The organism is Amycolatopsis sp. NPDC034160 (assembly GCF_055575355.1).
Genome location: NZ_JBVISU010000016.1, coordinates 117,553 through 143,704, shown reverse-complemented (window position 1 = coordinate 143,704; position 26,152 = coordinate 117,553). Strand labels below are relative to the sequence as shown.

At 66.5% G+C, this 26,152-nt stretch carries 24 protein-coding genes and 1 tRNA gene; 7 read left to right on the top strand and 18 right to left on the bottom strand.

Features of this window, described 5'->3' with window-relative positions:
- Nucleotides 1-2: 2 nt before the first annotated feature.
- From ettA to ACZ54P_RS28345, 3 genes are all read right to left on the bottom strand, one after another.
- Complete coding sequence (ettA, locus tag ACZ54P_RS28355; protein WP_465464622.1) at nucleotides 3-1,679, bottom strand: energy-dependent translational throttle protein EttA; 1,677 nt, start codon at nucleotides 1,677-1,679, stop codon at nucleotides 3-5.
- A gap of 97 nt (nucleotides 1,680-1,776) precedes the next feature.
- On the bottom strand, nucleotides 1,777-2,232 hold the full coding sequence (locus tag ACZ54P_RS28350; RefSeq protein ID WP_465464621.1) for a single-stranded DNA-binding protein: 456 nt from the start codon (nucleotides 2,230-2,232) through the stop codon (nucleotides 1,777-1,779).
- Between the two features lie 492 nt (nucleotides 2,233-2,724).
- A complete protein-coding gene (locus tag ACZ54P_RS28345; RefSeq protein ID WP_465464620.1) occupies nucleotides 2,725-4,749 on the bottom strand; it encodes a bifunctional copper resistance protein CopD/cytochrome c oxidase assembly protein in 2,025 nt (674 codons plus the stop codon).
- A gap of 42 nt (nucleotides 4,750-4,791) precedes the next feature.
- On the opposite strand from ACZ54P_RS28345, the gene ACZ54P_RS28340 reads away from it, so the two are divergent.
- A complete protein-coding gene (locus ACZ54P_RS28340; protein ID WP_465464619.1) occupies nucleotides 4,792-5,430 on the top strand; it encodes a histidine phosphatase family protein in 639 nt (212 codons plus the stop codon).
- Here the strand turns inward: ACZ54P_RS28340 and ACZ54P_RS28335 are convergent.
- Both ACZ54P_RS28335 and ACZ54P_RS28330 read right to left on the bottom strand, forming a co-directional pair.
- Nucleotides 5,404-6,531, bottom strand: a complete 1,128-nt coding sequence (locus ACZ54P_RS28335; RefSeq protein WP_465464618.1) for a sensor histidine kinase — start codon at nucleotides 6,529-6,531, stop codon at nucleotides 5,404-5,406. The genes ACZ54P_RS28340 and ACZ54P_RS28335 overlap by 27 nt on opposite strands.
- 102 nt (nucleotides 6,532-6,633) lie before the next feature.
- Nucleotides 6,634-7,812 carry an MFS transporter gene (locus tag ACZ54P_RS28330; RefSeq protein ID WP_465464617.1) on the bottom strand — a complete coding sequence of 393 codons (1,179 nt, stop codon included), beginning with the start codon at nucleotides 7,810-7,812 and terminating at the stop codon, nucleotides 6,634-6,636.
- A gap of 121 nt (nucleotides 7,813-7,933) precedes the next feature.
- Here ACZ54P_RS28330 and ACZ54P_RS28325 point away from each other — a divergent pair, with 121 nt between their 5' ends.
- From ACZ54P_RS28325 to ACZ54P_RS28300, 6 genes are all read left to right on the top strand, one after another.
- Nucleotides 7,934-8,983 (top strand): LacI family DNA-binding transcriptional regulator, encoded by a 1,050-nt coding sequence (locus ACZ54P_RS28325; protein WP_465464691.1) that lies wholly within the window; start codon nucleotides 7,934-7,936, stop codon nucleotides 8,981-8,983.
- 186 nt (nucleotides 8,984-9,169) lie between these two features.
- Nucleotides 9,170-9,559, top strand: a complete 390-nt coding sequence (locus ACZ54P_RS28320; protein WP_465464616.1) for a peptidase inhibitor family I36 protein — start codon at nucleotides 9,170-9,172, stop codon at nucleotides 9,557-9,559.
- A gap of 242 nt (nucleotides 9,560-9,801) precedes the next feature.
- Nucleotides 9,802-9,875 (top strand) — tRNA-Arg (locus tag ACZ54P_RS28315).
- A 211-nt stretch (nucleotides 9,876-10,086) separates the two neighbouring features.
- Nucleotides 10,087-11,067: a helix-turn-helix domain-containing protein gene (locus ACZ54P_RS28310; protein WP_465464615.1), complete on the top strand. Its 981-nt coding sequence runs from the start codon at nucleotides 10,087-10,089 to the stop codon at nucleotides 11,065-11,067.
- Between the two features lie 73 nt (nucleotides 11,068-11,140).
- Complete coding sequence (locus ACZ54P_RS28305) at nucleotides 11,141-11,377, top strand: hypothetical protein (protein ID WP_465464614.1); 237 nt, start codon at nucleotides 11,141-11,143, stop codon at nucleotides 11,375-11,377.
- A 563-nt stretch (nucleotides 11,378-11,940) separates the two neighbouring features.
- Nucleotides 11,941-12,330, top strand: a complete 390-nt coding sequence (locus tag ACZ54P_RS28300) for a hypothetical protein (protein WP_465464613.1) — start codon at nucleotides 11,941-11,943, stop codon at nucleotides 12,328-12,330.
- 54 nt (nucleotides 12,331-12,384) lie between these two features.
- Here the strand turns inward: ACZ54P_RS28300 and ACZ54P_RS28295 are convergent, their stop codons facing one another.
- The 13 genes from ACZ54P_RS28295 to ACZ54P_RS28235 all read right to left on the bottom strand — a co-directional run bounded on the left by ACZ54P_RS28295 (nucleotide 12,385) and on the right by ACZ54P_RS28235 (nucleotide 26,109).
- Nucleotides 12,385-13,656, bottom strand: coding sequence for a LamG-like jellyroll fold domain-containing protein (locus ACZ54P_RS28295; protein ID WP_465464612.1), 1,272 nt, complete (start codon nucleotides 13,654-13,656; stop codon nucleotides 12,385-12,387).
- Between the two features lie 2 nt (nucleotides 13,657-13,658).
- Nucleotides 13,659-14,072 carry a hypothetical protein gene (locus tag ACZ54P_RS28290; RefSeq protein WP_465464611.1) on the bottom strand — a complete coding sequence of 138 codons (414 nt, stop codon included), beginning with the start codon at nucleotides 14,070-14,072 and terminating at the stop codon, nucleotides 13,659-13,661.
- A gap of 2 nt (nucleotides 14,073-14,074) precedes the next feature.
- On the bottom strand, nucleotides 14,075-14,422 hold the full coding sequence (locus ACZ54P_RS28285) for a hypothetical protein (protein ID WP_465464610.1): 348 nt from the start codon (nucleotides 14,420-14,422) through the stop codon (nucleotides 14,075-14,077).
- A 55-nt stretch (nucleotides 14,423-14,477) separates the two neighbouring features.
- Entirely contained in the window at nucleotides 14,478-14,747 is a 270-nt protein-coding gene (locus ACZ54P_RS28280; RefSeq protein ID WP_465464609.1) for a hypothetical protein, read from the bottom strand.
- Nucleotides 14,744-15,430: a hypothetical protein gene (locus ACZ54P_RS28275; protein ID WP_465464608.1), complete on the bottom strand. Its 687-nt coding sequence runs from the start codon at nucleotides 15,428-15,430 to the stop codon at nucleotides 14,744-14,746. Before ACZ54P_RS28275 ends, ACZ54P_RS28280 begins: the two co-directional genes overlap by 4 nt.
- A 677-nt stretch (nucleotides 15,431-16,107) precedes the next feature.
- Nucleotides 16,108-16,350, bottom strand: coding sequence for a hypothetical protein (locus tag ACZ54P_RS28270; RefSeq protein WP_465464607.1), 243 nt, complete (start codon nucleotides 16,348-16,350; stop codon nucleotides 16,108-16,110).
- 56 nt (nucleotides 16,351-16,406) lie between these two features.
- Nucleotides 16,407-16,766 carry a hypothetical protein gene (locus tag ACZ54P_RS28265; protein ID WP_465464606.1) on the bottom strand — a complete coding sequence of 120 codons (360 nt, stop codon included), beginning with the start codon at nucleotides 16,764-16,766 and terminating at the stop codon, nucleotides 16,407-16,409.
- Between the two features lie 7 nt (nucleotides 16,767-16,773).
- Nucleotides 16,774-17,301: a hypothetical protein gene (locus ACZ54P_RS28260; RefSeq protein ID WP_465464605.1), complete on the bottom strand. Its 528-nt coding sequence runs from the start codon at nucleotides 17,299-17,301 to the stop codon at nucleotides 16,774-16,776.
- Between the two features lie 9 nt (nucleotides 17,302-17,310).
- Complete coding sequence (locus ACZ54P_RS28255; RefSeq protein ID WP_465464604.1) at nucleotides 17,311-18,465, bottom strand: hypothetical protein; 1,155 nt, start codon at nucleotides 18,463-18,465, stop codon at nucleotides 17,311-17,313.
- Nucleotides 18,462-19,655: a hypothetical protein gene (locus ACZ54P_RS28250; RefSeq protein WP_465464603.1), complete on the bottom strand. Its 1,194-nt coding sequence runs from the start codon at nucleotides 19,653-19,655 to the stop codon at nucleotides 18,462-18,464. The genes ACZ54P_RS28255 and ACZ54P_RS28250 overlap by 4 nt, the downstream gene beginning before the upstream one ends.
- An 11-nt stretch (nucleotides 19,656-19,666) precedes the next feature.
- Nucleotides 19,667-20,566: a phage distal tail protein gene (locus tag ACZ54P_RS28245; RefSeq protein ID WP_465464602.1), complete on the bottom strand. Its 900-nt coding sequence runs from the start codon at nucleotides 20,564-20,566 to the stop codon at nucleotides 19,667-19,669.
- A gap of 46 nt (nucleotides 20,567-20,612) precedes the next feature.
- A complete protein-coding gene (locus tag ACZ54P_RS28240) occupies nucleotides 20,613-25,622 on the bottom strand; it encodes a VldE C-terminal domain-containing protein (RefSeq protein ID WP_465464601.1) in 5,010 nt (1,669 codons plus the stop codon).
- A complete protein-coding gene (locus ACZ54P_RS28235) occupies nucleotides 25,573-26,109 on the bottom strand; it encodes a hypothetical protein (RefSeq protein WP_465464600.1) in 537 nt (178 codons plus the stop codon). The genes ACZ54P_RS28240 and ACZ54P_RS28235 overlap by 50 nt, the downstream gene beginning before the upstream one ends.
- Between the last annotated feature and the right edge of the window lie 43 nt (nucleotides 26,110-26,152).

Genomic DNA, 26,152 nt, shown 5'->3' with positions numbered 1-26,152 from the left:
CCTCAGTCGCGGGTCAGCTTGCGATGGGTGACGCGGTGCGGACGAGCGGCCTCGGCACCGAGACGCTCGACCTTGTTCTTCTCGTAGCCCTCGAAGTTACCTTCGAACCAGAACCATTGCGAGGGGTTCTCGTCGGTGCCTTCCCAGGCGAGGATGTGCGTCGCGACCCGGTCGAGGAACCACCGGTCGTGCGAGATGACCACGGCACAGCCGGGGAACTGTTCGAGAGCGTTCTCCAGCGAACCCAGGGTCTCGACGTCCAGGTCGTTCGTCGGCTCGTCGAGCAGGATCAGGTTCCCGCCCTGTTTGAGGGTCAGCGCCAGGTTCAGCCGGTTGCGCTCACCACCGGAGAGCACGCCCGCCGGCTTCTGCTGGTCCGGACCCTTGAAACCGAACGCGCTGACGTAGGCACGCGAGGGCATCTCGGTCTGCCCGACGTGGATGTAGTCCAGCTTGTCCGAAACCACCTCCCATACCGTCTTCTTCGGGTCGATCCCGCCGCGGTTCTGGTCCACATAGGACAGTTTGACCGTCTCGCCGATCTTGACCTGCCCGGCGTCCGGCTCTTCGAGCCCGACGATCGTCTTGAACAGGGTCGTCTTGCCGACACCGTTCGGCCCGATCACCCCGACGATGCCGTTGCGCGGCAGGTCGAACGACAACCCGTCGATCAGCACGCGGTCGTCGAAACCCTTGCGCAGCTTCTCGACCTCGACGACCACGCTGCCCAGCCGGGGCCCCGGCGGGATCTGGATCTCTTCGAAGTCGAGCTTGCGGTGCTTGTCCGCCTCCGCGGCCATCTCCTCGTAGCGGTCGAGCCGGGACCGCGACTTGGTCTGGCGTGCTTTGGCGTTGGACCGGACCCAGTCGAGTTCGGACTTCAGCCGCTTGGCGAGCTTGGCGTCCTTCTTGCCCTGGACCTCGAGCCGCTCGCGCTTCTTTTCCAGGTACGTCGAGTAGTTGCCCTCGTAGCCGACGACGCGGCCACGGTCGAGCTCCATGATCCACTCGGCCACGTTGTCCAGGAAGTACCGGTCGTGGGTGACGGCGAGAACGGCGCCGGCGTAGTTCGCGAGGAACTGTTCCAGCCACAGCACGCTTTCGGCGTCCAGGTGGTTGGTGGGCTCGTCGAGGAGCAGCAGGTCGGGCGCGGACAGGAGGAGCTTGCACAGCGCTACCCGGCGGCGCTCACCACCGGAGAGGTGGGTGACCGGCTCTTCCGGCGGCGGACAGCGCAAGGCGTCCATCGCCTGCTCCACCGCGGAGTCGATCTCCCACGCGTCGGCGTGGTCGAGGTCCTCCTGGAGCTTGCCCATCTCCTCCATCAGCTCGTCGCTGTAGTCGGTCGCCATGAGCTCGGCGACCTCGTTGAAGCGGTTGAGCTTGACCTTGATGTCGCCCAACCCCTCCTCGACGTTCTCGCGGACGGTCTTTTCCTCGTTGAGCTCCGGCTCCTGCATGAGGATGCCGACGCTGGCGCCAGGCTGGAGGAAGGCTTCGCCGTTGCTGGCCTGCTCGATCCCCGCCATGATCTTCAGAACGGTGGACTTACCCGCGCCGTTGGGCCCCACCACGCCGATCTTGGCGCCGGGGTAGAACGCGGTGCTGACGTCGTCGAGGATGACCTTGTCCCCGACGGTCTTGCGCACCTTCTTCATGGTGTAGATGAACTCGGCCATACAAGCGATCGTAGAGCGAGCCGATCGCGGCCTTGACGGCGGTCACCACCGAACTACCGACAGTCAGCCCGATATCACTGAATGAGCATCGGCCCCCTCATCCCACGGGTGCCTCCTCCAGCGCGGTGACCATGGGATTCCCCGGGGGCGGCGACGGCATCGGGATCGCCCTTGGCCGGTCACGCCCGATCCGCCGAATCTCGGCCGAACAGCGCGCGAGGTTGGGGCCGATGGAGAAGGCCTCAAGCTCAGGTAGACCGAGAGGTGCCGGGATCTCCTCCGCGGTCTCGGCACCGCGCAGCCGCCCGGCCACGATCACCGGATCACCCTTGCTGAGGCACGAGAAAGCCGCCATCGCCAGCTTTCGCCAGCAGGTGACCCTGACCGCCAGTTGCCGCCCGTCGCCCCACTCCCCTTTTTCCTTGTCATAGCGGCGTTCGACACTTCGTAAACCGAACGACACGACGTCGTGCCCGTGCACCCGCTCCGGATGGTGGACCGGTTCACTGGTCAGGTTGCCGATCATGGTCACCCAGGTCTCGCCCATCGCCATCACATCCGCCTTTCGCCTCGATCCGGGCCGCTCCCGGTGTTTCCCTTGAGCCCGGTGTTTCCCTGACCACAGCCTGCCTCGGATCGAGGGGCGAAAACGGGCGCGAACCGAGTCTGTGGACAACTCCGGGCGAGACGGGCTCCCTGTGGACAACTCGGGCCGAAAGACGAGGAGCCCGACGGAGATGTGGTAGTGGGTGTCCGCTTTATACCGCTGTGTACGTTTCTGCGCGGAGTCGTGAGTGATGAGTCGTGAGTGATAATGAGGGTTAGAACGACCCAAATCACTCACGACCCCCTCGCGAAACCGTGCGAGTCACCCAACCGGGCACGTCTGTCCAGAGATGTGTCCCTTATGGACAGTCAAGAGCCGGGTGAGGCCCCTTGTGTGAGCCCGCTCCCGCCGGGTCCACCACGACATGTTCGCCTTGTCCCGCTACAGCGGTGGAGCCGACCAGCGGTTGTGCGGCTTCGCAGGAACCCGAATCGCCACTCACGGCGAACCCGGCCCCCGGCCCTGATCCGCCAGTTTCTTCAGCATCGCGTTGTACGCGTTCAGATCCTCGTCACCCGAGGCGTCCTCGCGGCGATCTCGCCGCCGGGCCTCCCGCTCGTCCTGCCGCGCCCACTGCACCAGCAGCGCGATCAGCACCAGCAGCACCGGCAGTTCACCGGACGCCCACGCGATCCCGCCGCCGAGCCGCTGATCGGTCAGCAGGTCGGTGACCCACGGTAGCTTCAGCGACCGGTAGAAGTCCTGGCCGAGCACGGTCTGCATGCTCATCAGCGCGATCCCGAAGAACGCGTGGAACGGCATGGCGGCGAACATCATCCCCAGCCGTCCCAGATGCGGGATCCGGCGCGGTGCCGGGTCGACGCCGATCACGGGCCAGTAGAAGACGTATCCGGCGAGCAGGAAGTGCGCGTTCATCGCCAGATGCGCCCAGTGGTAGTTCAGCGCGGCATCGAACAGGCCCGAGAAGTACAGCCCGTAGAAGGAACCGACGAACAACAGCAGTGCCACGATCGGATGCGTCAGAAACCGCGAAATCGGCGAATGCACGAAGGCGAGCAGCCATTCACGCGGTCCGGGTGGGGCCTCCTTCCCCGCCGGGGGCAGGGCGCGCAGCGCGAGCGTCACGGGTCCGCCGAGGACGAACAACACCGGCGCCACCATGGACAGCAGCATGTGGTTGCCCATGTGCACGCTGAACATCGCGGGCGCGTACCGCCCGATGCCGGACGACGTCGCGATCAGCAGCACGAAGCAGCCCGCGAGCCACGCGACGATCCGGCCGGTGGCCCAGGTGTCGCCGCGGCGCCGCAGCCGACGGACGCCGGCGAGGTACAGTCCGGCGAGAACGATCGCGAGGGTGCCGTAGACGAGGTCGAACCGCCAGTCCGTGAGCAGCCGGAAGACGGTCGGCGGACCGGAAAGGTCGTAGCCGATCAGCAGTTCCGTCGTGGACGGCTGGGTGAACGATTCCTGCGGCGGCGGGGTCTTCGCGAGCCCGGTGGCGATGCCGATGGTGACGAACATGATCAGCACTTCCACCGCGGCGAGCCGCAGCAACTGTCCGCCGCCTGCGCCGTTCACCAGCCCGGCGACGCCCTTTTGCCGCTGCTGATGACCGAAGACGCCGAGCAGCAGCAACGCGACGATTTTCGCGAGCACGAGCAGGCCGTAGTCGGTGGTGAACAGGTCGGCGATCCTGATCCGCACCAGCGCGTTGACGAGGCCGGAGAGTGCCATCACGATCCAGCAGACCAGCGCCAGCTTGGAAAACCGCGTCGCCGCGAGGGTGAGGTTCTCGCCACGACGCCAGCCGAGCGCGAGCAACGCCACCAGGCCGCCGACCCACAGCGCGGCGGCGACCAGGTGGTAGAGCAGGCTGTTGGTCGCCAGGTCGTGCGAGCCGCCGCTCGCGGAATGGCCGGTGACCGCGACCGGGATCAGCCCGCCGACGGACAGGAAGAAGACCACCGCCGTCCAGCCCCAGGTCAGCGCGAGACGGCAGCCGAGCGCGACGAGCAGCGCGATCAACGCGGTGAACAGCCAGGCCTTGGGCTGCTCGATGGCGTCCACGAGGTCGATCAGGACCTGCGGCGAGAGCACCTCGGTGAACGGGCGGCCCGCGCCGTCCGCGGCGGAGAAGAAGATCGACGCGGCGGCGGCGAAGAACCAGACCCAAGCGGCGGCGCCCGCGACGCGGATGGCCGCGTAGCCGTCCGCCGCGAGCGTGCCGGACTTCTGCGGCGGGACGAGGAACGCGGCGAGCAGCAGCGAACCGACGCACAGCACCGAGGACGCCTCGGCCAGCACCCTGACGACGGTGATGCCGTAGCGCGTCACCAGGCCGGGATCCGGCAGGCCCGCGATGACGTAACCGGCGCCACCGGTCAGTGCGACCAGTCCGACGGCCACCACCGCGGCCAGAAGCACCCCGATCGACACCAGCGGCAGGACACCGGCCTTCCGCGCGGACGGGGCCGGTTTCGTCTCGGGATCTGAAGGCACGTCACGAGGGTATGCCGGGCGCACAAGGGGCAAGATGGCGGCGTGCGGATCATCCTGCTGAGGCACGCCGAGTCGCTCGGCAACGTCGACGAGCTCGCCTACACCCGGATTCCCGACCACGCCCTCCCGCTCACCGAGGCGGGCCGTGAGCAGGCACGGCTGGCCGGCCCGGAGATCAAGGCACTTCTCGGCGGGGAGCGCCCCGCGGTGTACGTCAGCCCGTACCTGAGGACGCGGGAAACCTTGCGGCTACTGGACATCCGCGACAGCTACGAGCGGATCGTGCCGGAGCCCAGGCTGCGGGAACAGGACTGGGGCAACCTCCAGGATCCGCTGGAGCAGGAGGTGCAGAAGCAACGCCGTCACGAGTTCGGGCACTTCTTCTACCGCCTCCCGTTCGGTGAATCCGGGGCGGACGTCGACGACCGGGTGGCGGCGTTCCTCAGCGAACTGGCGGCCTGCGGCGAAAATCACCCCGAGACCGTGCTGGTCGTCTCACACGGTCTGACCATCCGGTTGCTGTGCCGGCGGCTCTTCGGCTGGAGCATCGAGCTGTTCGAGTCGCTGTCCAATCCGGCGACCTGCGAATACCGTGTCCTCGAGCGCGACGGCGACAAGTGGACGCTGGACCGCCCGTTCCGTCAATGGCGGGACTCACCCGACGGGGAGACTCAAGACTGAAGGTGCGAGAAGCACCACCCGCGTCCCCAGACCTGGGCTGGACTCGATGCGGGCGAAGCCACCGATCTCCGCCATCCGCGCGATGATCGAGTTCTCGAGGCCGAATCCTCGCCGTCTGTCGCCGACGTCGAATCCGGCGCCGTGATCGCGCACGGTCAGGGAAACGCCACCGTCGATCTCTTCGACGCTGACGACGGCCCGCCTGGTCCCGGAGTGCTTGAGGGTGTTGCGCAAGGCCTCCCGCGCCGCGTCGTGCAGCGCGACGGCCGCCTCCTCCGGGAGGTCCGGACCACAGTCGTCCTGGATGACGACTTCGGCCCGCAGACCTTCCGCGGCCATCTCGGCGGCGAGCAGCCGGAGCCGCTGGTGCAGCCCGAGCGGCCCCGTCTGCTCGTGTTCGAGGCTGATCCGGATGCGCATCGCCTGCGCGCGGGCGGTGCGGCGGACCCGGTCGAGGCTGGCCGCCGGATCGAGTTCGTCGGCGGGGGCGGGGATCGCGAACGACTCCATCACCTGCAGGACGGTGTCGTGGACGTCGCGGCGGTGCCGTTCGCGTTCCGCCGCCCTGCCTTGCTGCTCCCCGAAGCCGAGCGCGAACCGCATCGAGGCGCCGACCAGTCCGACGATCGCGAGTGACACCACCAGCGCAGTTCCGAGAGTGAGGAAGAGACCGAGCGGGGAGCCCGGGTACACGGTGGAATGCAGCACCACCGCGCCCGCGACGACCAGCGCCCCCGCGAGTGCGCCGCGCAGCAGGGTCCAGACCATGACCGTGCCCATCAGCTGGGTCCAGACGATCGACATGATCGCGGTGTCCGAGCCGATCAGCGCGGCCCCCAGGGTGAGTACCAGGGCGGACGCGGCGTCGGCCGCGGGAACCAGCCGGGTGTCCGCAGGATCGCGGAACACCCAAGCGGCCACGGCGACGTTCGGCACCAGGTGCAGCGCCGCGACCGTCCACAGCATCGACGAGCCGCCGTCACCCGCCGCCCACAGCGCCTGCACCAGCATCGCCAGCCGGAACACCACCGGGAGCAGCACGAGCCGGGGCAAGGTGGTCCGTACCAGCCGCGGCGGGATTCCGCCTCCGAGCATCAGCACCCTCACGCCGCTCCTCCCCGGATCAGCCGTCCTGAAACAGCGAGCGAGTCGCATTCATTTCAGTTTACGAGCAATCAGCTTGCCCGCGACGCGGCGAGGATGTCAACGGGCGACCGGTTCCGTGACCTCCTCCCGTTTCCCCGCCCGTGCCGCGGCCAACGCGGACGGGACGATGAGGGCGGCGGTCAGGCCGACGAACAGGAACGACACCGAAAGTGACGTCACCTGCGCGATTCCGCCGATCAGGGGTGGTCCGGCGAGGAAGCCGGTGTAGGCGATCGCGGTGACGAAGGCCAGTTCCCGCTCCCCTCCGGTGCCGTCGGCGCGTTTACCCGATGCCCCCGCGAGGCTCAACGCGATCGGGAAGGCGGCGGCCAGCCCGGCGCCCGCCAGCGCGAAGCCGACGAACCCGAACACCGGCACGCTGGCCAGCGCGGCGAGCACAAGTCCGGCCGCGGCGATCCCGGCACCCACCGCCAGCGCGCGAGTCGCGCCGAAGCGGTTCTGGAGCCAGGCACCCGCGAGTCTGGCGAGCGCCATGGCCAGGGCGAACCCGGAGTAGGCGAACGCCGCGGCGCCGTCGCCGACGCCGTGCGCGGAGGTCATCAGCAGCGCGGACCAGTCCGAACTCGCGCCTTCCGCGATCGCCGAGAACAGCGCGATGGCGGCGAGCAACCAGAGCACGGGACGCTTGATCGGCGCCACCCGCGGCTTTTCGACGGGTTCGGTGCGCACGGGCCGGGCGCCGGGCACGGCGCCGATGACGAGGGCGAGCACGACCAAGGCCGCCACCGCGGCGAAGGTGAGATGCCTGCCCGGCGACCACTGATGGGACGCGGCGAAACCGGCGGCGACCGAACCCGCCAGCGCGCCGAAACTGAATCCGGCGTGCAGGACCGGCATGATGGCTCGCCCGGTCCGCCGCTCGACCTCCACGCCGGCGACGTTCATCGCGACATCCAGCGCTCCGACGCTCGCACCGAGGACGAACAACGCCCCGGCGAGCAGGGGCACCGACGTCGAGAAGCCGATCATCGGCAGTGCCGCGCAGGCGATGACCGTGCTGCCCGCGACGACCGCGCGGCCACCGTGCCGCTCGATCAGCCGCCCGGACACCGACGCGGCGATCAGCATGCCGACGCTGGCCCCCAGCAGCGCGAGGCCGAAAACACCCGGCGAGGCGTGCACTCTTTCCGACAGCGCCGGCGTCCGCGGCGCCCAGGAGCCGAGCGCGGCCCCGTTGAGCGCGAACACCACGAAAACGGCCGTACGGTCACGCATAGACCCCAGTCTCCTTCCGATTACCGTTACCCCAGAATGACTTAAGCGCTTCAGAAAGTCCACCTCCCCCGCCCGGGACTAGACTGCGGCCGTGACCAGCACGCGACGGCGAAGGCCGACGTTGGACGATGTCGCCGACGCCGTCGGGGTGTCGCGGGCGACCGTTTCCAACGCGTACAACCGGCCCGATCAGCTGTCCGCCCAGCTGCGGGACGAGGTGCTGCGCGCGGCCAAGAAGATCGGGTACGCGGGGCCGAACCCGACCGCGCGCAGCCTCGCCACCAGCCGTACCGGCGCGATCGCGGTCATGCTGGACACGAACCTCTCGCTCGCGTTCTCGGACCCCGCCCTTTCCGTGACCCTCGACGCGCTCGCTTCCGTCGTCGACCCCGGAGGGCACGCCCTCCTGCTGTTGCCGGGCGACGGCGAGAGCGGTGGCCCGCGCGCGGAACGCGTCTTGACCGCGCAGGCCGACATCGCGGTGGCGTGCTCCCTGGCGGACGGCGCGCCGGCGCTGGACGCGGTCCGCGACCGGAGAATGCCGCTGGTGGTGATCGACCAGCCGCACGTGCGCGGGTCGGCGAGGATCGGCGTGGAGGACAGAGCGGGAGCGGCCGCGGCGGCCCGGCATCTGCTCGAACTCGGGCACCGGCGGATCGGGATCTTCTCGGCGCAATGCCTGTCCTCGCCGCGCGGTGGCGAGATGACCCCGGAACACGCCGCGGACACCCGTTTCCACGACACGCGCGAACGGCTGGCCGGGTATCTGGACACGCTGGCCGAGGCCGGTATCCCGGCGGCGGACGTGCCGATCTGGGAGGCGTCCGGGATTTCCGTGGAGGGTGCCGTCCCGAGCGCCTTCGGCCTGCTCGACCGGGATCCGCGGCCGACGGCGCTGCTGTGCATGTCGGACCAGCTCGCACTGGCCGCGATCTCGGCGGCGGGGCATCTGGGCCTGTCCGTACCCGCGGATCTCTCGGTCGTCGGCTTCGACGACGTCCCACCGGCCCGATGGTCCGAACCTCCGCTGACGACGGTGCGGCAAGACCTCTCGGCCAAGGGGCGGATCGCCGGAGAGCTGGTGCTCGGCCTGCTTCGCGGCGACAAGACGCCCGCCCCCGCCCAGCTCCCGGTCGAACTGGTCGTGCGCGGCTCTACCGCGCGCGCTTAACACTTGCTTCCGGACCGCACAACGCGGTCGGGCGATCTGTGGACAACTCTCCCCGATCGAGCGGCGCACGACTACTTATCCACAGAAGTAGAAATGCGGACTGACAAAGCTTTTCCGGCGGATCATCGTGGAAGCACACATCCACGACGGCGATCGAGCCGCCGATTCACGGGGGAGAACCCAGCCATGACACGACGTTTGACGAACCTGCGCGCCCGCCTCCCGCACGTGCTCCTGCTGGCCGCCTTCGGCCTGCTGACCAGCACCGGAGTCGCGAGCGCCACCACCGCGCCGCCCGAACCCGCCTGCCAGAAGGGCGAGTTCTGCGTATGGGGCGAAGAATCGTTCGGCGGCACCGTGCACAAATTCGACCTGCGTACCTCGAATCCCGAGGAATGCATTCCGCTGCCCGAAGACTTCGCCGGGCATTCGTTCGTCAACCGACTGAGCCGGGATGTGACGATTTACCAGAGCGAAGAGTGCACGACCGAAGGAGATTTCATCACCTATCCGGGTGGCGGCACCTACGTACCCCAAGGACCGTTCGTGATCCGTGCCCTCAAGATCTGGGACTGACCACCCCGGCGGTTCGCGCGCGTCGCTTGCAGAGGAGTCGACTCGCGACCTGTGCGAACCCTGGGGCCGCTCCCCCGAAGCGGCCCCGGCCCGTGAGCGCGTCACCCCGCGTCGCGACGCGCTCACGGGCGTTCCAAAAAACGGTGGGCTCGACCTGAAACGATCTGGCGGTGTCGAACGATCGACAGGTTGGCGACGGCTAAGCTGCCGATGCTGGGCGACACCCAACGTCGCCGACGTTGGCCCTCGTAGCTCAGCTGGATAGAGCAAGAGCCTTCTAATCTCTAGGTCGCAGGTTCAAGTCCTGCCGGGGGCACGTCGCAACAGGGAAACCCCTGGTCACGCAAGTGACCAGGGGTTTCCGAGGATCTGACATTGGGACCACGGGAGGCCAGATGGTCCACAAATGGTCCACATTCACGCCGTGGGCCGACTGGCTACACTGGGGTCCCCTCTTCGCGGAGGAACGCCCCCGGGTAGCTCCCGGGGGCTCTGCGAAGAGTTCCTCCGCGAACTGAGGTAGCACGATGGCCGAGACCTTCGGCGACGCGCTCCGCCGCCTACGCAAGGCGGCCCAGCTGTCGCAGCATGCTCTGGCACCTCGCGTGCCCGTTCACCAGTCAGCACTGTCCCGGTACGAAGCGGGCCTCATGCACCCCGACGAGGCCATCGCTGCCCGCCTCGACGACGAACTCGACGCCGGCGGCGAACTCCTCGAACTCTGGACGTCGGGTCCGACCGCCCTGCATCCTGCCGAACGGGACCAGCTATCCGCTGTCGCTGGCCGTCCGCGATCTGTCGATGGCGCGGCTCTCGACTCTCTCGCTGGTGTCCTCGCTGCCGTTCGTCGGCTGGAAGACGAGACCAGCGCGGCGCACGTCATCCCCATGGTCGACGCACAACGGCAGATGGCCGAGACCTTCGCGGCCGAGGCACGTTCTGCTGTGCGTCCTGCCGCCGTCGGACTCCTGTCTGAACTGGAGCAGTATCGTGGGTGGCTCGCCATCCCCGGTCAGCGTTGGGAGCAGGCGCGGCGACACCTCGACCGTGCCGCAGTGCTCGCGATGGAGGCCGACGACCCGCTGAGGCTGTCGACCGCGCTGTCCTTCGCGGCCTACAACGCAATCCGCCAGGGAAACCTCCGGAAGGCTGATGCGCTATCTGAGGCTGCTCGGCGTGACACGCGCGTGCATATCGGTCTCCGTACCTATGAGACGTTTCAGCGAGCCGAGGTTCTTGCGCGCAACGACGAGCGTCACGACGCGCTCAGGCTGCTTACCGAGGCGGACGGCATGGTCGAACAGCTGCCGTCGGCTGACGAGTTCCCGCCGTCTGGCTACTGGTACACCCCGTCGTTCTTCCTGGGTCAGCGGGCGTTCGTGCTTCGCGCACTCGGCGACAAGACCGCCGCGCGCCAGGCGGCACGCGACTGCCTGGCGGAGATGCCGCCCGAGTGGGCCGAGTCGGAGTGGGCCGCACGCCGCCGGGAGCTCGCGGACGCAAGCTGATGCGGTGATGCGCATCATCACGCGCATCACTCATCCCCTTCACGTACCGTAGTTACAGGCCGATCCTCGGAGCATGGCTGAGGACATGCGAGGAGTGTGGGCGATCCCGACGGTCACCACAGACGGAGACCCGGTTCATGTCTACGTCGGACAGGTCGAGCACAAGAGCAGACTTGAGACCGCCGTTCGGATCGACAACGGCCCTACCGCACTGATCCCCCTCGACAAGGTCGTCGGCAGGCTTCTGGAGGCACTCCGGACGACGTCACTGGAGACGTACGAGAAGAACGTGCGCGGTGAGCAGCCGTGACCGCCGTCGTGCAGAACCGGAAACCACGTGTCGTCCGATCCACGATCCCTCCTGGCCTCGCCAAACGGAAGGCAACCGACGACGAGCAGGCAACGTGGACCGAAGAACAGCGCGAGGTGTACTCCTGCATGCACTGCCACACGCCCTACCGAGCTGGGAGCGGCGGCGCCTGGGTGTGCGAACACTGGCACGAGGGCCTGTGATGTTCCGCAACAGCGGCCCCGACGACGACCCCCTCTACATTCCTGGTGCGCGACGGCCCCCGCAACGGCGCCACCAGGAACCAGACCCGCGCGCGGCGGGTGAAGAGGCAGCGGACCAGGGGCCCCTCGACCGGTCCGCTGCCTCCACCGCCGACCTTGAGAATGCGCGATGAGCAAGACCCTACGGCGCATCGGTCGAATCACATGGCTCACTTTCTGCGTTCTCGTGCTCATCGCGGTCATCTTCGGCGTCCCGCTCCTCCTCGGCGGACACTGGTGACATAACAGTCCGGTCACGTAGGCAACGGATGTCTTGATCCACACGACCAGGTAGGTAACCACCGCCGCGGAGGGACCGTCGTGAAGTACGTCATCCAAGCTCACCCTGACTACCAACCCAAACCGAAGCGGTGGCCATACATCGCGGTGGCAATCGTCGGCGGCTTCGTACTCCTCACCATCACTCTGGTGTTCGCGTTGTCTGCCATCCCCGAACGCACCCCGGCCGCACCGGCTCCCACGTTGAACGCCGGCACCTACGAGGTCGGCGCCGCCGTGCCGGCCGGGACGTACAAGGTAACCTGTGGACCGGGCAACGAGTGGGGCCACTACTTCCTGCGGGGTTCAAGCAACCCCAGCGATGTCGTCGAGACAGCCATGGTGTTCCGGGAGACTCTGTTCGCCGCGAAGGTGGGTCAGTACGTCCAGGTCACTGGCGAGCAGTGCACGTTCACCCGCGTGCGTGACTGACCCCAGGCACGACGAAAGCGGCCCCCCACGTGAAGTGGGGGGCCGCTTTCATGTTCAGGCTGGGCGTCCGAGAGAAACAGGTTGGGTGTCGCGGGGCCATCCGAAGGTGACGACTCCGCCGCCGTGAGGCCGCCCGAACCGTAGACGGTGCCCTGTCGTTGGTTCTGGGGTACTGGAACTTCCTGTGCCGGTCAAGGTTGCCGCGGGGGCGGCGGCTGCACCGGTCCCTTCGATCACTGCCAGCAGCCCGCCTGTGCCAGACGTGACCGCGGGGGGTGCGACGAGTGCGGCGGTGGCCACGACGGGGACGCTGCCAGCCCCGGTCGTGACCGGTGAGGATGAGACGACAGCACCCGCGCTTGCGGCAGGGACGGTTCCTGTCGCGACTGAGGTTGCGCTAGGAGCGGTGAGGCCGCCGGAGCCGTAGCTCAAAGGGGTGAGGTCGCCGGTTCCCGTCGCGGTTGCGGTTGGCGTGGTTGCTGCACCGCTGCCGGCGGCGTAGGCCGTGGTCGTGCCGCTGGCGATACTTGTCGGCGTCGTGGCTGCGCCTGCTCCTGTGACCGTGGTCGTGGCGGTTCCTGCGGTGGATGCAGAGGGGGCTATTGCGGTTCCCGTGCCAGCGGCGAGGACAGTACCGGCGCCGGACGAGGTGGCGGCAGGTGCGGTGAGTGCGCCGGAGCCGGTGACAGCAGTCGAAAGTGTGGGATCGGTGTCGGAGCTGAGTGCGGTCGACCCGGCGGTGAGGTTTCGGCTGTTGCCGGATCCGTCCGTGAGCGCGGCGGCGGCGAATGACCAACTGCCCCACAGCCCGGACGTGCGGACGGCGGCGATGGACTGGCTTTCGGCGATGATTTCGGCGTCGGACAGTACCGCGGTCCACATTCGCAGGCCCGCGAGTGAGCCGTCCAGCCATTCGGATCCGTCGGCGGCGGACCGGCCGAACACGCCGAACTGGGTTGGGGTGTTCGCGGCGGCGACAGTGCCGGTGACTTTGGTCAGGCTGCCGGGTGTAGTGCCGGTGTGGATCGCGGCAGCGGTGCCACTGAGGGTTGCGGCGACGAATACCCAGGTGCCGAGCGCGACTTCAGCGCCAGAGATCCCGGTGGCGTTCCCGGGGCTGTAGATGGCGGGGGTACGGCCGTTGGTTCCTTTGAAACCGACGATCCATGCACTGCTGTCCCCAGCGTCGGAGAACCGGGTGATCGGATGAAACAGGGGGGACGCCGAGTTGACGACCTTCGCCCACACGCAGACGGTGAAGGTCGCCAGCGAGGGGGCCGTGTTCCTGCTGACGCGGTCGGTGGCCGCGTCCGACCGCGCCGCCATCTCTACGTCCCGGGCTGGGTGTAGGTCAGGCTGGTGATGTTCACCGTTTGCCCGACCGCGATCGAGGTGTTGTCGAGGGTGATGTCACCGCCGCCGCCGGTCGCGGTGACCGACCCGCCGAAGACTTTCGCCCCGCCGCCGGATTCGACGACGAAACACCCTGCGGTGCCCGCAGCCGCGCCGGTGCCACTGCGTGGGGTGGAGGCGAGCGCGGCTTGGCCGGACGCGTTAGCCGACCCGAACGCGGTCGCGGCGAGCGCGATGGTGACGAGGAGCGTGCCCGCCGGTGTGGTGTCGGCGTCGGCCGGTTGACTACCGCTGTAGATCTTGAGGTTTCCGGCGCCGCCAGCGTCGATGCGGTCGACAACCGCATCGGCTGCGGCCTGCTGTGAGGCGTCTGCGAGTCGAGTGGCCATGGTCAGCTCTCTTCCTGGCGTGTGACAGCAGGGATGACCTTGACGCTGTCGATGGGGTAGCGGGCGACGTTGCCGTCGGGGTCGGTCATCTCGATGTCGAACACTCCGTCGACCCACTGCCATGGGAGGGAGTCGGCTGGGTGGGTGAGGAGGGTGACGCCTTCAGCGTCGAGGATGAGGGTTCCGGCGGTGGTGGACCATTCGTGGAGTACCTCTTCGGAGGTGGGGGTGGCGCGGATTTGCGCCACCCCCGTCCATCCGTCCCACGCCGTGACGGGTGTTCCTGTGGCGGGGTTGGTGGCTGGCCAGGTCCGGCGGTGGGTGGCGCCCTGGGGGATGCGAAGCGTCATAGGTACCTCCGGACCTTGTAGGTCAGTCGTCGTTCTTTCGGCGGGTTCGGGAGGACTACTCCTGAGCGGGGAGGCTGGTGATCTGATACGTGCCGTCCGGGCCCGGGACGACCGGGGTGACGCGACGGCGGGCGAGGATCGTGGTCACGATGGATCCCAGGAGCCCGGCACCGGATACCAGCAGTGCGATCGTCGAGTCGGGGATGACGATCCATCCGGCGGCGACCACGGCGACGAGGACACCACGAATCGCCTCTGCGACCGCGAGCGGCTCAGCCTGAGTGAAGGAGAGCTCGCCGATCGGGTCCCCGTGCTGGCCGGTCACTGGCCCGCCGCCTGTGCCTTGAGCAGCGCCAGGACCTCGTCCAGCTTCGCCGCCTGCGCGGCGTTCGCCTTCTCCAGGGCTTCAACCTTCCGGCCCTGGTTGATGACGTTCTCGTCGATGCCGAGGACGAAGTCCATGAGTTCGCCCTGAACATGCTTGTACACCTTGGACGTGTACTTTCCGCCGACGCGCGCGAGGGTGCCCGCGAGTACGTTGTTGACGCTGGTCTTGCTCTTGTCGAACAAGGTGACATTGTCGTCCAGTTGCATATCGTCCTCCGGTTGTTCTCCGTTGGCGCCGAGGTTCCACGCCCTGCCCTGGTCTCCGAGAGCGCCTGCGTGCACGCTCAGGTGCAGGTGCTTGTCGTGCGGGTTCGACCCGGTGTAGGCCTTCCAGCCGACGCCGGGTGTCCAGATGCGGTAGTTCCAGATGATGTACTTGATCCGGTTGTCCCCGGACGCGGTGAGCATGCGAGCGAGCCAGTGGCAGTCCAGGCCGCCCGCCGCGTCGTGTGTGAAGTCGCGGGCACACACCTGCCCAGTGCTGGTGGGGTTGTGATCGGAGGTGCGCGCGCTGTGCGCGGCATCGCCGATACTGCCGTCGCTGACCTTGGAGCGGCGGGGAGCGAGCGAGTTCAGTTGCCCCCGCAACGTTTCGAGGGAATTCGCGACGTACCAGGCCATGTGGCCTCCTCAGGTTGTGGGGATCGGGGGCGGTGGGTCTTCGTCAGCGACACACACCCACCACGTTTCGGTGCCCTGCCGACGGTCCTGCGCCGTGTAGCCATCCGGGCACGTCGGGCCCGGCGGACCGGCTTCACCCTGCGGACCGGTCACGCCCGGTTCACCCTGCGGACCTGGCTCACCCTGTGGCCCGGGAGGACCAGCCGGCCCCGCAGGACCAGGTTCACCGGCCTCCCCCGCGGTTCCAGCTGGCCCCGGGTCGCCGGGCTGCCCGTTCGCTCCTCGGCACTGGTTCGGCTCCGAATAGCAAGCGGGGGTGAAACCCGCTGGTCCCGCAGGCCCAGGCGGACCAGGCACACCAGGGGCCCCTGGCTGCCCCGCAGCTCCTGGTTGCGCGGGTTCGACCACGGGAGTTCCGCCGAGTCGCACTACCTGATCCCGCAGAGCCTGTCCGTCGGCGGCGTTCTTGTCCGCCTGCGCGACAAGCTCCCCGATGCGCGCATCCTGAGCTTGTGACCGATCGTCCACTGCGGCCAACCGTGGACCGAACCAGAGCGCGGCGACGACGATCGATGCGAGCAACACCACGAACGCGATCCACGTTGTACGTCGCGCCCGCACATCCCTCACGGCATGAGTCGTAGCCTTGTCGACGATGTCGCGCGCCTGCTCATTCGTCATGGCTCCTCCCGGCGGAGCGACTTCTTGATCTCGTCGATTTCGTCAGGTGTGATCTCGCCGTCGGCCACCGCTTCGAGGAGTTGCTCAGCGGTTTCGGTTGCCGCTTTTCGGGCGACCTTCTCGTTGTTGCCCTTGCGTGGACCCACAACGGTGTTCCAAATGAGAACGAACGCGGCGGACAACGAACCCACGAGTGTCGCGAGTCCGACAAGCAGGTCTTTAACGTCACTCACCGACACCGCCTCTCTGAGTGTCCACAGTGGTCAAGCTCCGGTCCCCCAGGTGCAGAACAGACTCAGTTCTCTTCTGAAATTGTGGCGTGCGTGTCAGAGATCCCCCCGCCATTGTGCTCCGACATCAAAAAGTACGTGTGAAACCCAGGGTCATATGTCCACGCGTCTGGCTGCCGATTCGACTGCCATACCTGCTGGCCCGGCACCACGTCATCCCTTTCCTCCCACTGGCCCGCGTCACTGGTGAGCGGACTTAAGGGGTTGAACTTGAGCAGCGCCTGAACCTTCTCCAAGATCCCGGGGATGTCCTCTTCGTCGAATTCGGCGAACGTCCCCACAATCGTTACGATCCGCGCACGCTCCGGATCAACGATTCCCTGGTAGTCGAGTTCGGCGGCGGCGTGGTCTCCGAGGGCGGTCATGGTTCTCCTAACCGGAATGGCGCACGAACGCCACGTGAGTAAGCCGAGGAATCGGAGAACCAGCCCCTTGAATATCAAGGCTCGTGCCACCGTTGAAGAAGTTCACCGACACGAAGGCGGTCCCGTCGCTCTCGACCACTGAGGCAACCGAGAAGTTCTGCGAGTTCGACCCGCCAGCAGTGAGCGTGTCACCAAGTGTCCATGTACCGCTGCTGTTCGCGGCGATCGCGAGCCTGCTTCCACTCGCCGGAACCACGCTGCATCGAACACCAGCGACGACGGTCCACGCACCTGCGGCCAGCTTGAAGGCCGTGAAGCCACCGTTCGGCACGACCAGGGCGTGGGTTCGCGTGGCGACAGGAAAGGAGATCTGTACGTCCGCATTGCCTGGCGCGGTTTGCACCGCGGCAGTCGTGTTTTTCTCGTAACGGGCGGTGACTCTCTCCGGGCCGGACTGCCGCATCATCGTCTCGAACTTGTCGCTGAGGATCTTGACTGCCTGTTCGATAGACTGCGCGTCCCGGATGTCTGGCACAAGATCCTCCTAGGACAACGGCGTGGGGGTGATCTTCAGATTTACCGTCCCCGATGTCTGCCCGCTCGACATTCCGACAATTCGCCTACGGTAGCTCCCGTCAGGGATCACGGGGTGCTTCGTCACACGGAAAAGGGGCGCATCTCCCTCGGTCCATGAACCCAGCGCGGGAGAAACCTGTTTGCCGTCCTTGTTCTTCCCGTCGATACGGACCTCAGCACTCCAGGTCTCCACCGCCACAGACCGGTCAGCGAGTACAGCCACAGCGTAAGAATCCAACTTCGCCTTGTCGCTGATGTCCGTGTGGGACGTGTCGACGTAGTCCGAGTACACCACATTCGCGACCTGCAGAGGAGCCGTGTTGTCCGCATACCCCATCGGGGTCACCGTTCCATCGCCTGAGCCCTTGACCCACGCCCGATGCGGAATCGGCACCGCCATGTTGTAGTCGACGTCGATATTTCCGTAGGCAGCACCGAGTTCCCAAGCCGCGGCCAACGTCTGGTTACCCAAGAGAGGGGTCCCGATCGCGTACTTCCAGTTCACGTACGGAACTCCGGACTGTATCGCCAGGAACGGACGCATGATGAACTCTGGTCCGCCATTGTCGGTGGTCTCGTCGTTCATGGCCTTGAGAACCGAGGAGAGTTCCGCGGCGACGTAGGTCCGGTTCTCCGACCCGGTCTCCGTTTCACCATCGGTGAGGTCGAACGGCAGTCCCGCGCCGCTGGCAGTATCGCTCACGGAGCGGGCCACCAACTCGCGGAGGATGCGGCGACGGGACACCCCGGCGAGGGTGTAGTTGTTGTTCGACGACGCGATCGTCGCCGGTGTCCCACCCACTGCCCGAACGACACGGTTATCGAACACCGCCAAAATCCCCGGGCCGGACACGGAAAGCTTTTGGGATCCCTGATCGAACCCGCCGTCAGCGGGCATGCCTCCCTGGATGGGGGACTCGTTGTAGCAGACCACCCACGAATATCGGCCGGTGGTCATGTAGGACATGACGTTGTCCTTCGGGTTTTCTTTCCCGAGGACCAACTCCACCCCCCACGACCCCTTCTGGCCGATCTCCGTCTCCCATGAAGGGTCAGCGGACAACTTCAGCTCGTCGACGACAAGCCCTGTACGGGCTTCCGTGATCAGGCACCGCCAGGTCACAGCCACACCCTGATCGGGTCGATGTTCGCGGGCCTCACCATCACCTGAAGCGTGTGCCAGCCGACCTGCGCGGTGTCCCACTGCACCGTCGCGGTCGGGCTCCCACCAGCGATGTTCAACCAGAAACTCACAGTCTGCGCAGTCGTGAACGGACCCAACGTGAAGTCGGGCACCGCGGTCGCGTTGTTCAGCGAACCGGACTGCCCCCACGTGTTGAGCGTGGTCATGTTGCAGATGGTGCCGCCGATACGGGTCTGAGACTCCAAGATCATGTTCGGATCAAGGATCGGCCTCCACCGCGCGCGAGGCGTCAGCGTCACCGGAATCCCGTAGGCGGGGACCACGAGATTCTGGATCTCGACCACCGACCCACCACCGAACTGGGTACGCACCCCAATGTTAGGAGCGGTGGCGGTGAACACCAGCTCCCCGCCGTCACCCCGCCAACCGGCAGTACCGGCGTCGGAAGAGACGTAGTACGTCTGGGACGGGAACGGGTGCCCCACCACATACCGGCGGTCTCCTGCGTAGGCACCAGCTTCGGCGAACGCCGTGGACGTGATCTTGGCGTCGTTGCCGAACAGGATCTTCGGGCCACCACGTGCGGTCAAACCGGGGCCGCGCATGTCGGTGATGGTCATGGTGGCGCCATTGGCTTCAATTTGAACTGCCGCCAACGCGATCCACCCGTTCGCCGGCAAGGTCGTGGTGGGAACTACGGGAGTGCCGGACGTGTTGTCACCGGTAACGGCTTGGACCACGAAGCGCCGGTCATTCGCGGTGGAGTTAATCGCGGAGTTGCGGTCGTCATAGACCCTCGCGACGATCAGGTCAATACGGCGTTGCGTTGAACTGGGGGCAGCGAGTCCCACCGTCTTCTGTGAATCCAGAGCGCACAGGTAGGGACCCTGCCCGGGGGTGTCGATGAGACAGTTCCCCACGTTCACCAGCACCGTCGGTGAGGAACCGGTAGCGCCTTGAGTGACACGCATCCCGCCGTGGTTCGCGTCTCCCAGGGTGGTGCCGGAGACTGCACCGGCCGCGAACACCCCCGACTTGTAGGACATGACGGTGCCGGGGACGGGGTTGGCGTAGCCAGCGAGGGCGTAGCGGGCGTCGGCTTCGTTGATGCGCTGGTGCAGCCACGCCGGGTCGATGGTGGATTGGATGGTGGTTCCGATGGCCGCCATTGGGGGCTCCCCTACCAGTAGGCGGCCCGGAATCGAGCCGTGACCGTTCCTAGGTCTGTGGACGGCCCCGAATGGGAGAGGCCGATGGACAACGAACCCCCGGGGGGAACGACGAACGCGTCCCAGTTGGCGGGGTTCGCCAGATAGTTCCGGGACGCCGTCCCGTTGAGAAGAACGGAGGGGTCTTCGGGGGTGATGACGACGTATTCACCGACTGCGAGAGTGGCGTTGTACTTGATGCTGCCGTTCGCGACCGTCAGCACCGGGGTGGTGAGGGGGCCGGTGAGGGTGAGGATCGGCGCGGTAGGTGCGGTGCCGTTGTTCGTCAACGCGATCGTGCCTGCGGTCGCCGCCGGACCGAAATCCAACCCGGTACCCGAACCGACGAAATCAAGGCCGGTACCGGAAAAGTCGAGGCCGGTGATGGAGTTTTGCGGCACCCCGGTGGTTTGCTCGGTCCAGTTCTCGTCGTACCACCGCGGATCGGGCGCAGCGAACTGGACGCTGAACTCGAACGCGGGGTCCTGCGAGTCGACGGGTTTGATCAGCAGGTCGCCCTCGCGGGTGACGTACTGGACGTGGTTCCCGATCTCCGATTTGAACACCAGCGGGTACAGCTGGGTGGGGTCCTGGCATATCGCCTTCGCCTTCAACCGGGCCCGCGCCAGCGCCTGCCAGTCCCCATGCTGGGCGTAGGCACGGACCGCGAACGACACGGTGCCCCGCTCCACATATCCCGGGTTCCAGTAAGACCCGTGACGCTGATATTTCGGGGTGAAGGTGGAAGTCGGGGCCGGCGCGGAGAGAGGGTCGCTGTCTTCGGTCGCGATCCATTGGATGCCGTCGCTGTCCCTCGGCCCGTTGAGAGTGAGCCCGTCGAGGGTCCAGATCGGCGGTGGGTGTGCGGCCACTCGGACCCCCTTCAGGTGAGAGGGCCGGGCCTCACGAGGCCCGGCCCTACTGGCTGCGGAGCTTGAACACGGTGCGCCGCGACACATCCACAGCGACCGCCCGCTCGTCCATCCCCGGCGAGGGGTAGACGTTGTTCGTCACCTGCAACGGCTGCGGCTCCGGACTGGAATACGCCGACGCGTACCCGTCCCGGCCCAACCGGGACAGAGCCGCCTCGAACGCCCTCGTCTGCGCCGGCGAGAGAACCCGTTCCGGCTCGAGGGTTTTCTTCGCCATGAACCCAACACCGGTAGCGATACCGCCCGCGTCGAACAGGCCGGATCCGTTGACGATCTGGATGGCCTGCGGAACCCACTTCGCGTAGGCGTCCGGGAACCCGGAACGCTGCACCTTCTGCGCGGCGACCGTATGTGGAAGCGACTCCCACCCAGACACCCCGCGGAGGGCCTCGAAGAACTTCGTCGCCGCATACACCGGGTTCAGGATCTGCGCCGCTGTGCCCCATCCCTGACTCGGCCTCTGCTGAAACACACCCAGCGAATCACGGTCACCGTAGGTCAGGTTCCGGAGACCGGATTCCTGAAGACCGGTGGCCAACGCGACCTCAGCGCCGCGGCGGGAGAAGCCGAGTGCCTTCGCGACCTCCATCACGGTTTTCGCGACGTTTCCGTCGTACTGGACGTTCGGCATCCCGGCGGACATCATCGCCATCAACCGGTCGACGGCGTGTGTTTTAGTGCCTTCGATGGCTTTCCCTGCGATCGCCCCAGCCTGTACGGCCAGAAGGTTCCCCGGCCACCTGCTGGAGGTTTCACCGGCCATCGCGGAAGCCGCTTTGAACGCCTCAGTGACCGCGCCGACAGGGTCGAACATCGCCCCGCCGGCGTCGGAGAACGCCTTGCCTGCTTGCCCTGCGCGGAGAAACGAGGTGTGGACGTGGTCGAAGTGGTTCGCCGTGACACTGCCACGGTCCTCCATGCCGTCCCAACCGGATCCCTCGTTGATCCGCTGTTTCCAGATCAAATACTTCACAAGGAGACGGGGGGCGTTCTGCTGCAGGTACCCGGCGATCCGGTCACCCAAGGCAGTGTTCTGGAGGGTCATGAAGTCCAACGCGTGCCCCGACGGGTGGTCGGACGCGTTAGGACGTCCACCCACACCACCGATACCGCCCGGTAGGCGACCGAAAAGCCGTTCGATCTCCTCCCCGGCGAACGCGACATGAGGTTGGACACCGCCATAGGCGAAACCCAGACCATCCAACGGGACCGCGCGCATGAGGTCCATGCGCCGCTTGCCGTCACCGTGTTGCCGGCCCAGGTTGGCGTCCGGGCCGATGATCCCGGCGCGGGCCATCTTGTGGAGACGGTCCACAGACGCGAGCCCACCGAGGTTCGCGATCGCCGGCTTGCTCAGCACATACTCGCCAGGGGTGAGACGTGCCTTGACGGTGTCGCTGTTGCCGATACCCGGAACCCGGCCGCCGGTCGCGAACGCCAACGGAATGGGGTCGACGTGCTTCCCCAGCGCGAACTGGGTATCCAACGTGTTCCACGCTGTGATCAACCCGGCGTTGATCGGGTTCTGAATCACCCAGCGGATCGGGTCCGCCGCCGCGGCGCGGATCCGCCCGTACTGGTTGATTGCCCAGTCGGCGGTGAACTGCATCGCGTTGCGGGAATTCTCCAACCCCGCGTTCAAGGCAGCGAACGCCTGGTTCTGGCCGTTCACCGAACCCCACACCGTGGCTGTCATGGTCGCCCACGACGTCACATAAAACTGGGTGAGGAGGTTCTGCCGATTGGTGATCTGGTCTGCCGTGGAAACCGTGGACGCGAGAATCTGAGCCCAGTACGTCACCGTGTCCGCCACCAACAGCAGGAGCTCCGCGTTCAACGCGGCCACCGCGGCCGTGACAGCCTCAGCGACGTCACCCAGGTTGGCGACCGCGGCCACATCGATCGTGACCATGCTCGCCGCGCCCGCGGCCACACCAGCGGCAGGGGCAGACCCGACCACGCCGCCGGCAGCGAACCGGCCGGCGTTCATCCATTCCAGCACTCCACGGTTCCGGCGGGTGGCGTCCGCGTTGACCACGAACTCGCCGTTCGACAACCACGCTGGGATGGAGTCCGACCGGCTTGTTCCCGGCCCGACGACAGGTCCGCCGTCAGCGAACCCGAAGTCGAAGCCGGTGAACCCACCGGACTGCGACCCCAGGAGATCGTTCATCTCCTTGCCCCAGCCCGTACCGCCGCTCACCATCTTGAACAGGGTTCCCAGCACGGGAAGCTCTTCGATCTTCTCCTTGACCTTTCGGCCAAGCGCGGCCAGGCCGTTCAGGAAGGCACCGATGATCCGGTCCCAGTCCAACTCGAAAAGAGCATGCAGGAAATCGCGGATCGGTGAGGGAACAACGACGTCGATGACCCGCTGGAGAATCTCACCAGCCTTCGTGAAGAACGTGTTCGCGACCTCTCCCCAGTCGATGGAGAACAGTGCACGGACAGCGTCCTGAATGGGCTGAGGCACCAGGGCGTCCAAGATCTTCTGAAGAAGAACCTTGGAACCGTCCCAGAACTTTTGCCACAGGTCGCCCCAGTCGATGGAGAACAGTGCACGGAGTGCTTCCGACAGACCGAGGGTCTGCATTGCCAGGAAGATCCGCCCTAGCACCTCAAAGAACCCCGTCGCGCCATCAGTGGCATTCCGGGTTCCTTCATCGATCGTGTTCCAGAAGTCCATGACGACGCCGATGAATTCAAGGATTTCGAGAACGAACTTCCCGATGTCCCCGATCGTCTGCCCGAGATTTTCGAAAAACTCTGCACCCGCATCCGAGTTGGCGAAGGTGATGAAGTCCTGCACCATTTGCCCGAGCTTGTCGAAGAAGCCGGACTTCTCAACCCCGGCGTTCAACGAGGTGATGATGTTGACCAATGCCTGGCCGGCGGTGATCGCGAACACGACGATGTCCTTGAGGAGATCCACCGCGCCCTGCATCCACTCCCGCAGCTGCCCGGACTCCTTCATGTCCCGGATCCAGTCCCGGAACGCGGTCGCGGCGTTACCTGCCTCCCCGGACACGCCCGCGAGCACATCGGTGCCGACCTCGGCGATGTCGAGGAACGCCTCAATCAGCGGCCCCAGTGCCTCGCCCAGTTCCCGGACGATGACACTCGTGTTCTCCAGGATCTTGTCAACGGATCCTGCGTTCTTCGGGTCCGTCAGCATGTTCACGATCTCGCCGGCGGCCTTGTTTGCCTCGGTGGCGATGTCCGTGAGCCGGTTCTTCACGATCGGCAGATAGGTGTCAGCGAGCTGCTGCAGCTTGGTGTCGAGGCCGCTGAAGAGAGCGTCCTGGATGGAGTTTTTCACCGCGTCCCACGCCGGTTTCAACGCCATTACTTCCCGGACAAACGCCTGCGCGTTCGGGGACAACCCGGCCATAGCGTCCGACACGGCCCGCTGCGACGCAGACATCTGGTTCAGCGAATCCGCGGCGCTCGATCGGGCCGCTGCCAGGGCGCGCTCAGCGTCCGCGATGGACCGTTGCGCTTGGATAGCGGCCTGGCTCCGCTGATGCTCCGCGTCCGCCACCGATTTCGCGGCGTCCGCGACCTGTTGGGCCGACTGGATCCGCTGCAGGGCAGCGTTATCCCGCGTCTCCGCCAGGGACTCCTCAGCGCGTTGGACGGCTTCGGTGGCGGAGATGACCTGTTCGTTTGCTTGGACTCCGGACTTCGCGTATTCCTTCTGCTGCTCGGTCAGATCACCGTTGGATACGGTGGTTTCATCGATGCGAAGCTGGGCGCGCTTCAACGCGAGCTCGTAGCGCTTCAGCGCGTCCCCGTCGAGACCTGACTGCTGTGCGCTGAGCAGTTCCCGCTGCGCATCGCCGAGGTCGAGGACAGCTTCCTCGGCGTCCAGTGCCCCGCCGCGGACTTGAAGGTTCAGGTCCCGTTGAGCCTTTTCCGCGTCTCGAATGGACTGCGCCAGGTCGTCTAGTGCCTGGTCGCGGTCACGTTCGGCGGCGATGATCTGCCGCTGGGCTTGGATCACCGCACGTGCGGCGTCAACCTCGGTACGGCGCTGCTGCTCCACCGCATCCGCTACACGGTCAGCGGCCTGCTGCCGTGCGGCGGTGGCATCTTCGACGGCCCTGGACAGGGAGATCTGCGCGGACTCGATCGCCTCGGCGGCGTTGCTCTGCCGTTTCGCGTAGTCCTGCGCTTCCTTCCCGCCCGACGCCTGCGCGGAGCTGAGAGCGTCGATCGCGTCGGTCACACCCATGGTGCCGATCGCGAACGTTCCCAACACTGCCCCACCCACAGCCAGTCCACCCGGGATCAACCCGATCGCACCAGAGGCGGTGAGGGCGGCGTTCGCCAGCCCGATCAGACCGGCGGCGGCGACACTCGCGCCGCCGCCGATGATCGCGATCCCCGCCCCCGCGGCCACCAACGCCCCAATCGGTCCTGCAGCCGACGAAGCAGTCCCGGCGATCTGACCGAGCCCGGCCGCGCCCTTAAGCCCCATCCCGCCGAACATGGCACCCACCGAGGCCGCGGTGTCGCCGAGCGAGGTGACCTGCTGGATAGCACCCTGAACGTTGCTGGCGATGTTGCCGGCGTCGAACAGGTCCCGGTCCTTCTGGGACTTGACGTTGCGGGCCCCGATAAGTTTCGCCTCCGCATTGCGGATGTCGTTCACCGCTGCAGCCGCAGCCTGCCGGGCCTGGGAGACCTTCAGCTCGCTTTGCGCGATCTGTGATGCCTTGACGTTCGTTTTGGAGCGGGTTTCGTCGAGTTGTTTCTCCGCGATGTCCACCTTGCGGGCGGCGTCCTCGGACTGTGCCCGGGTGGCGTTGAGGCCCTGCTCGGCGGATTGGATGTCCTTGACCGCTTTCGCGACCGCGGACTGTGCGTTCCGGACCCGGACGTCCACATCGATGGTGGGTGCCTTGCGGGACAGTTGGGTGATGTCCCGGACCGCGCGAGAAGTGTCAGCCCCGACCAGGACCTGAGGGTTGTAGCCCTTCAGGTCCTTCTCCACCTTCCGGTGGAAGTCCTTCATGGACGGAACGAGGTCGAGGGTTCCGGTTCCCGCGGTGTAGGTCGCCATCGAGTTTCACCGCCTGTCCCTCGTGTTCGCGCAGAGTGCGCTCGAACTGGTCCTGTTCCACGAACGTGATCGCGGCTTCGAGCGCCTGGAACGACTTCCGTGTATTCCGGGCGATAGCCTCGTCCCGGGCGCTACGTGGCCTGGGAAGTTCCTTCACCTTCGGTCGGCCCTTTTGGTGGGCCTGGTAGTGGAGGGAGGCCTGCATCTGCTCGATGAGGGTCCTCAGGAGACCGACCTCGGGGGTTTCCTCGATGTGCGGCGGTGCCATAGCGGGCCGCTCGTCGTCCTCGGATTCCTCGTAGAGGTCAACGTCGGTGACCAATGCCTCGTACAGGAACGTCGTCCTCAGCCGCGCGAGCTTCTCGACACAGTTGAGGAGCGTTTCCCACGTCTCCGCACCGGACTGGAACATCGACATCCGGTAGGTGGTGCGGGTGGCGAGGTCGAACTCGATCTCCTCG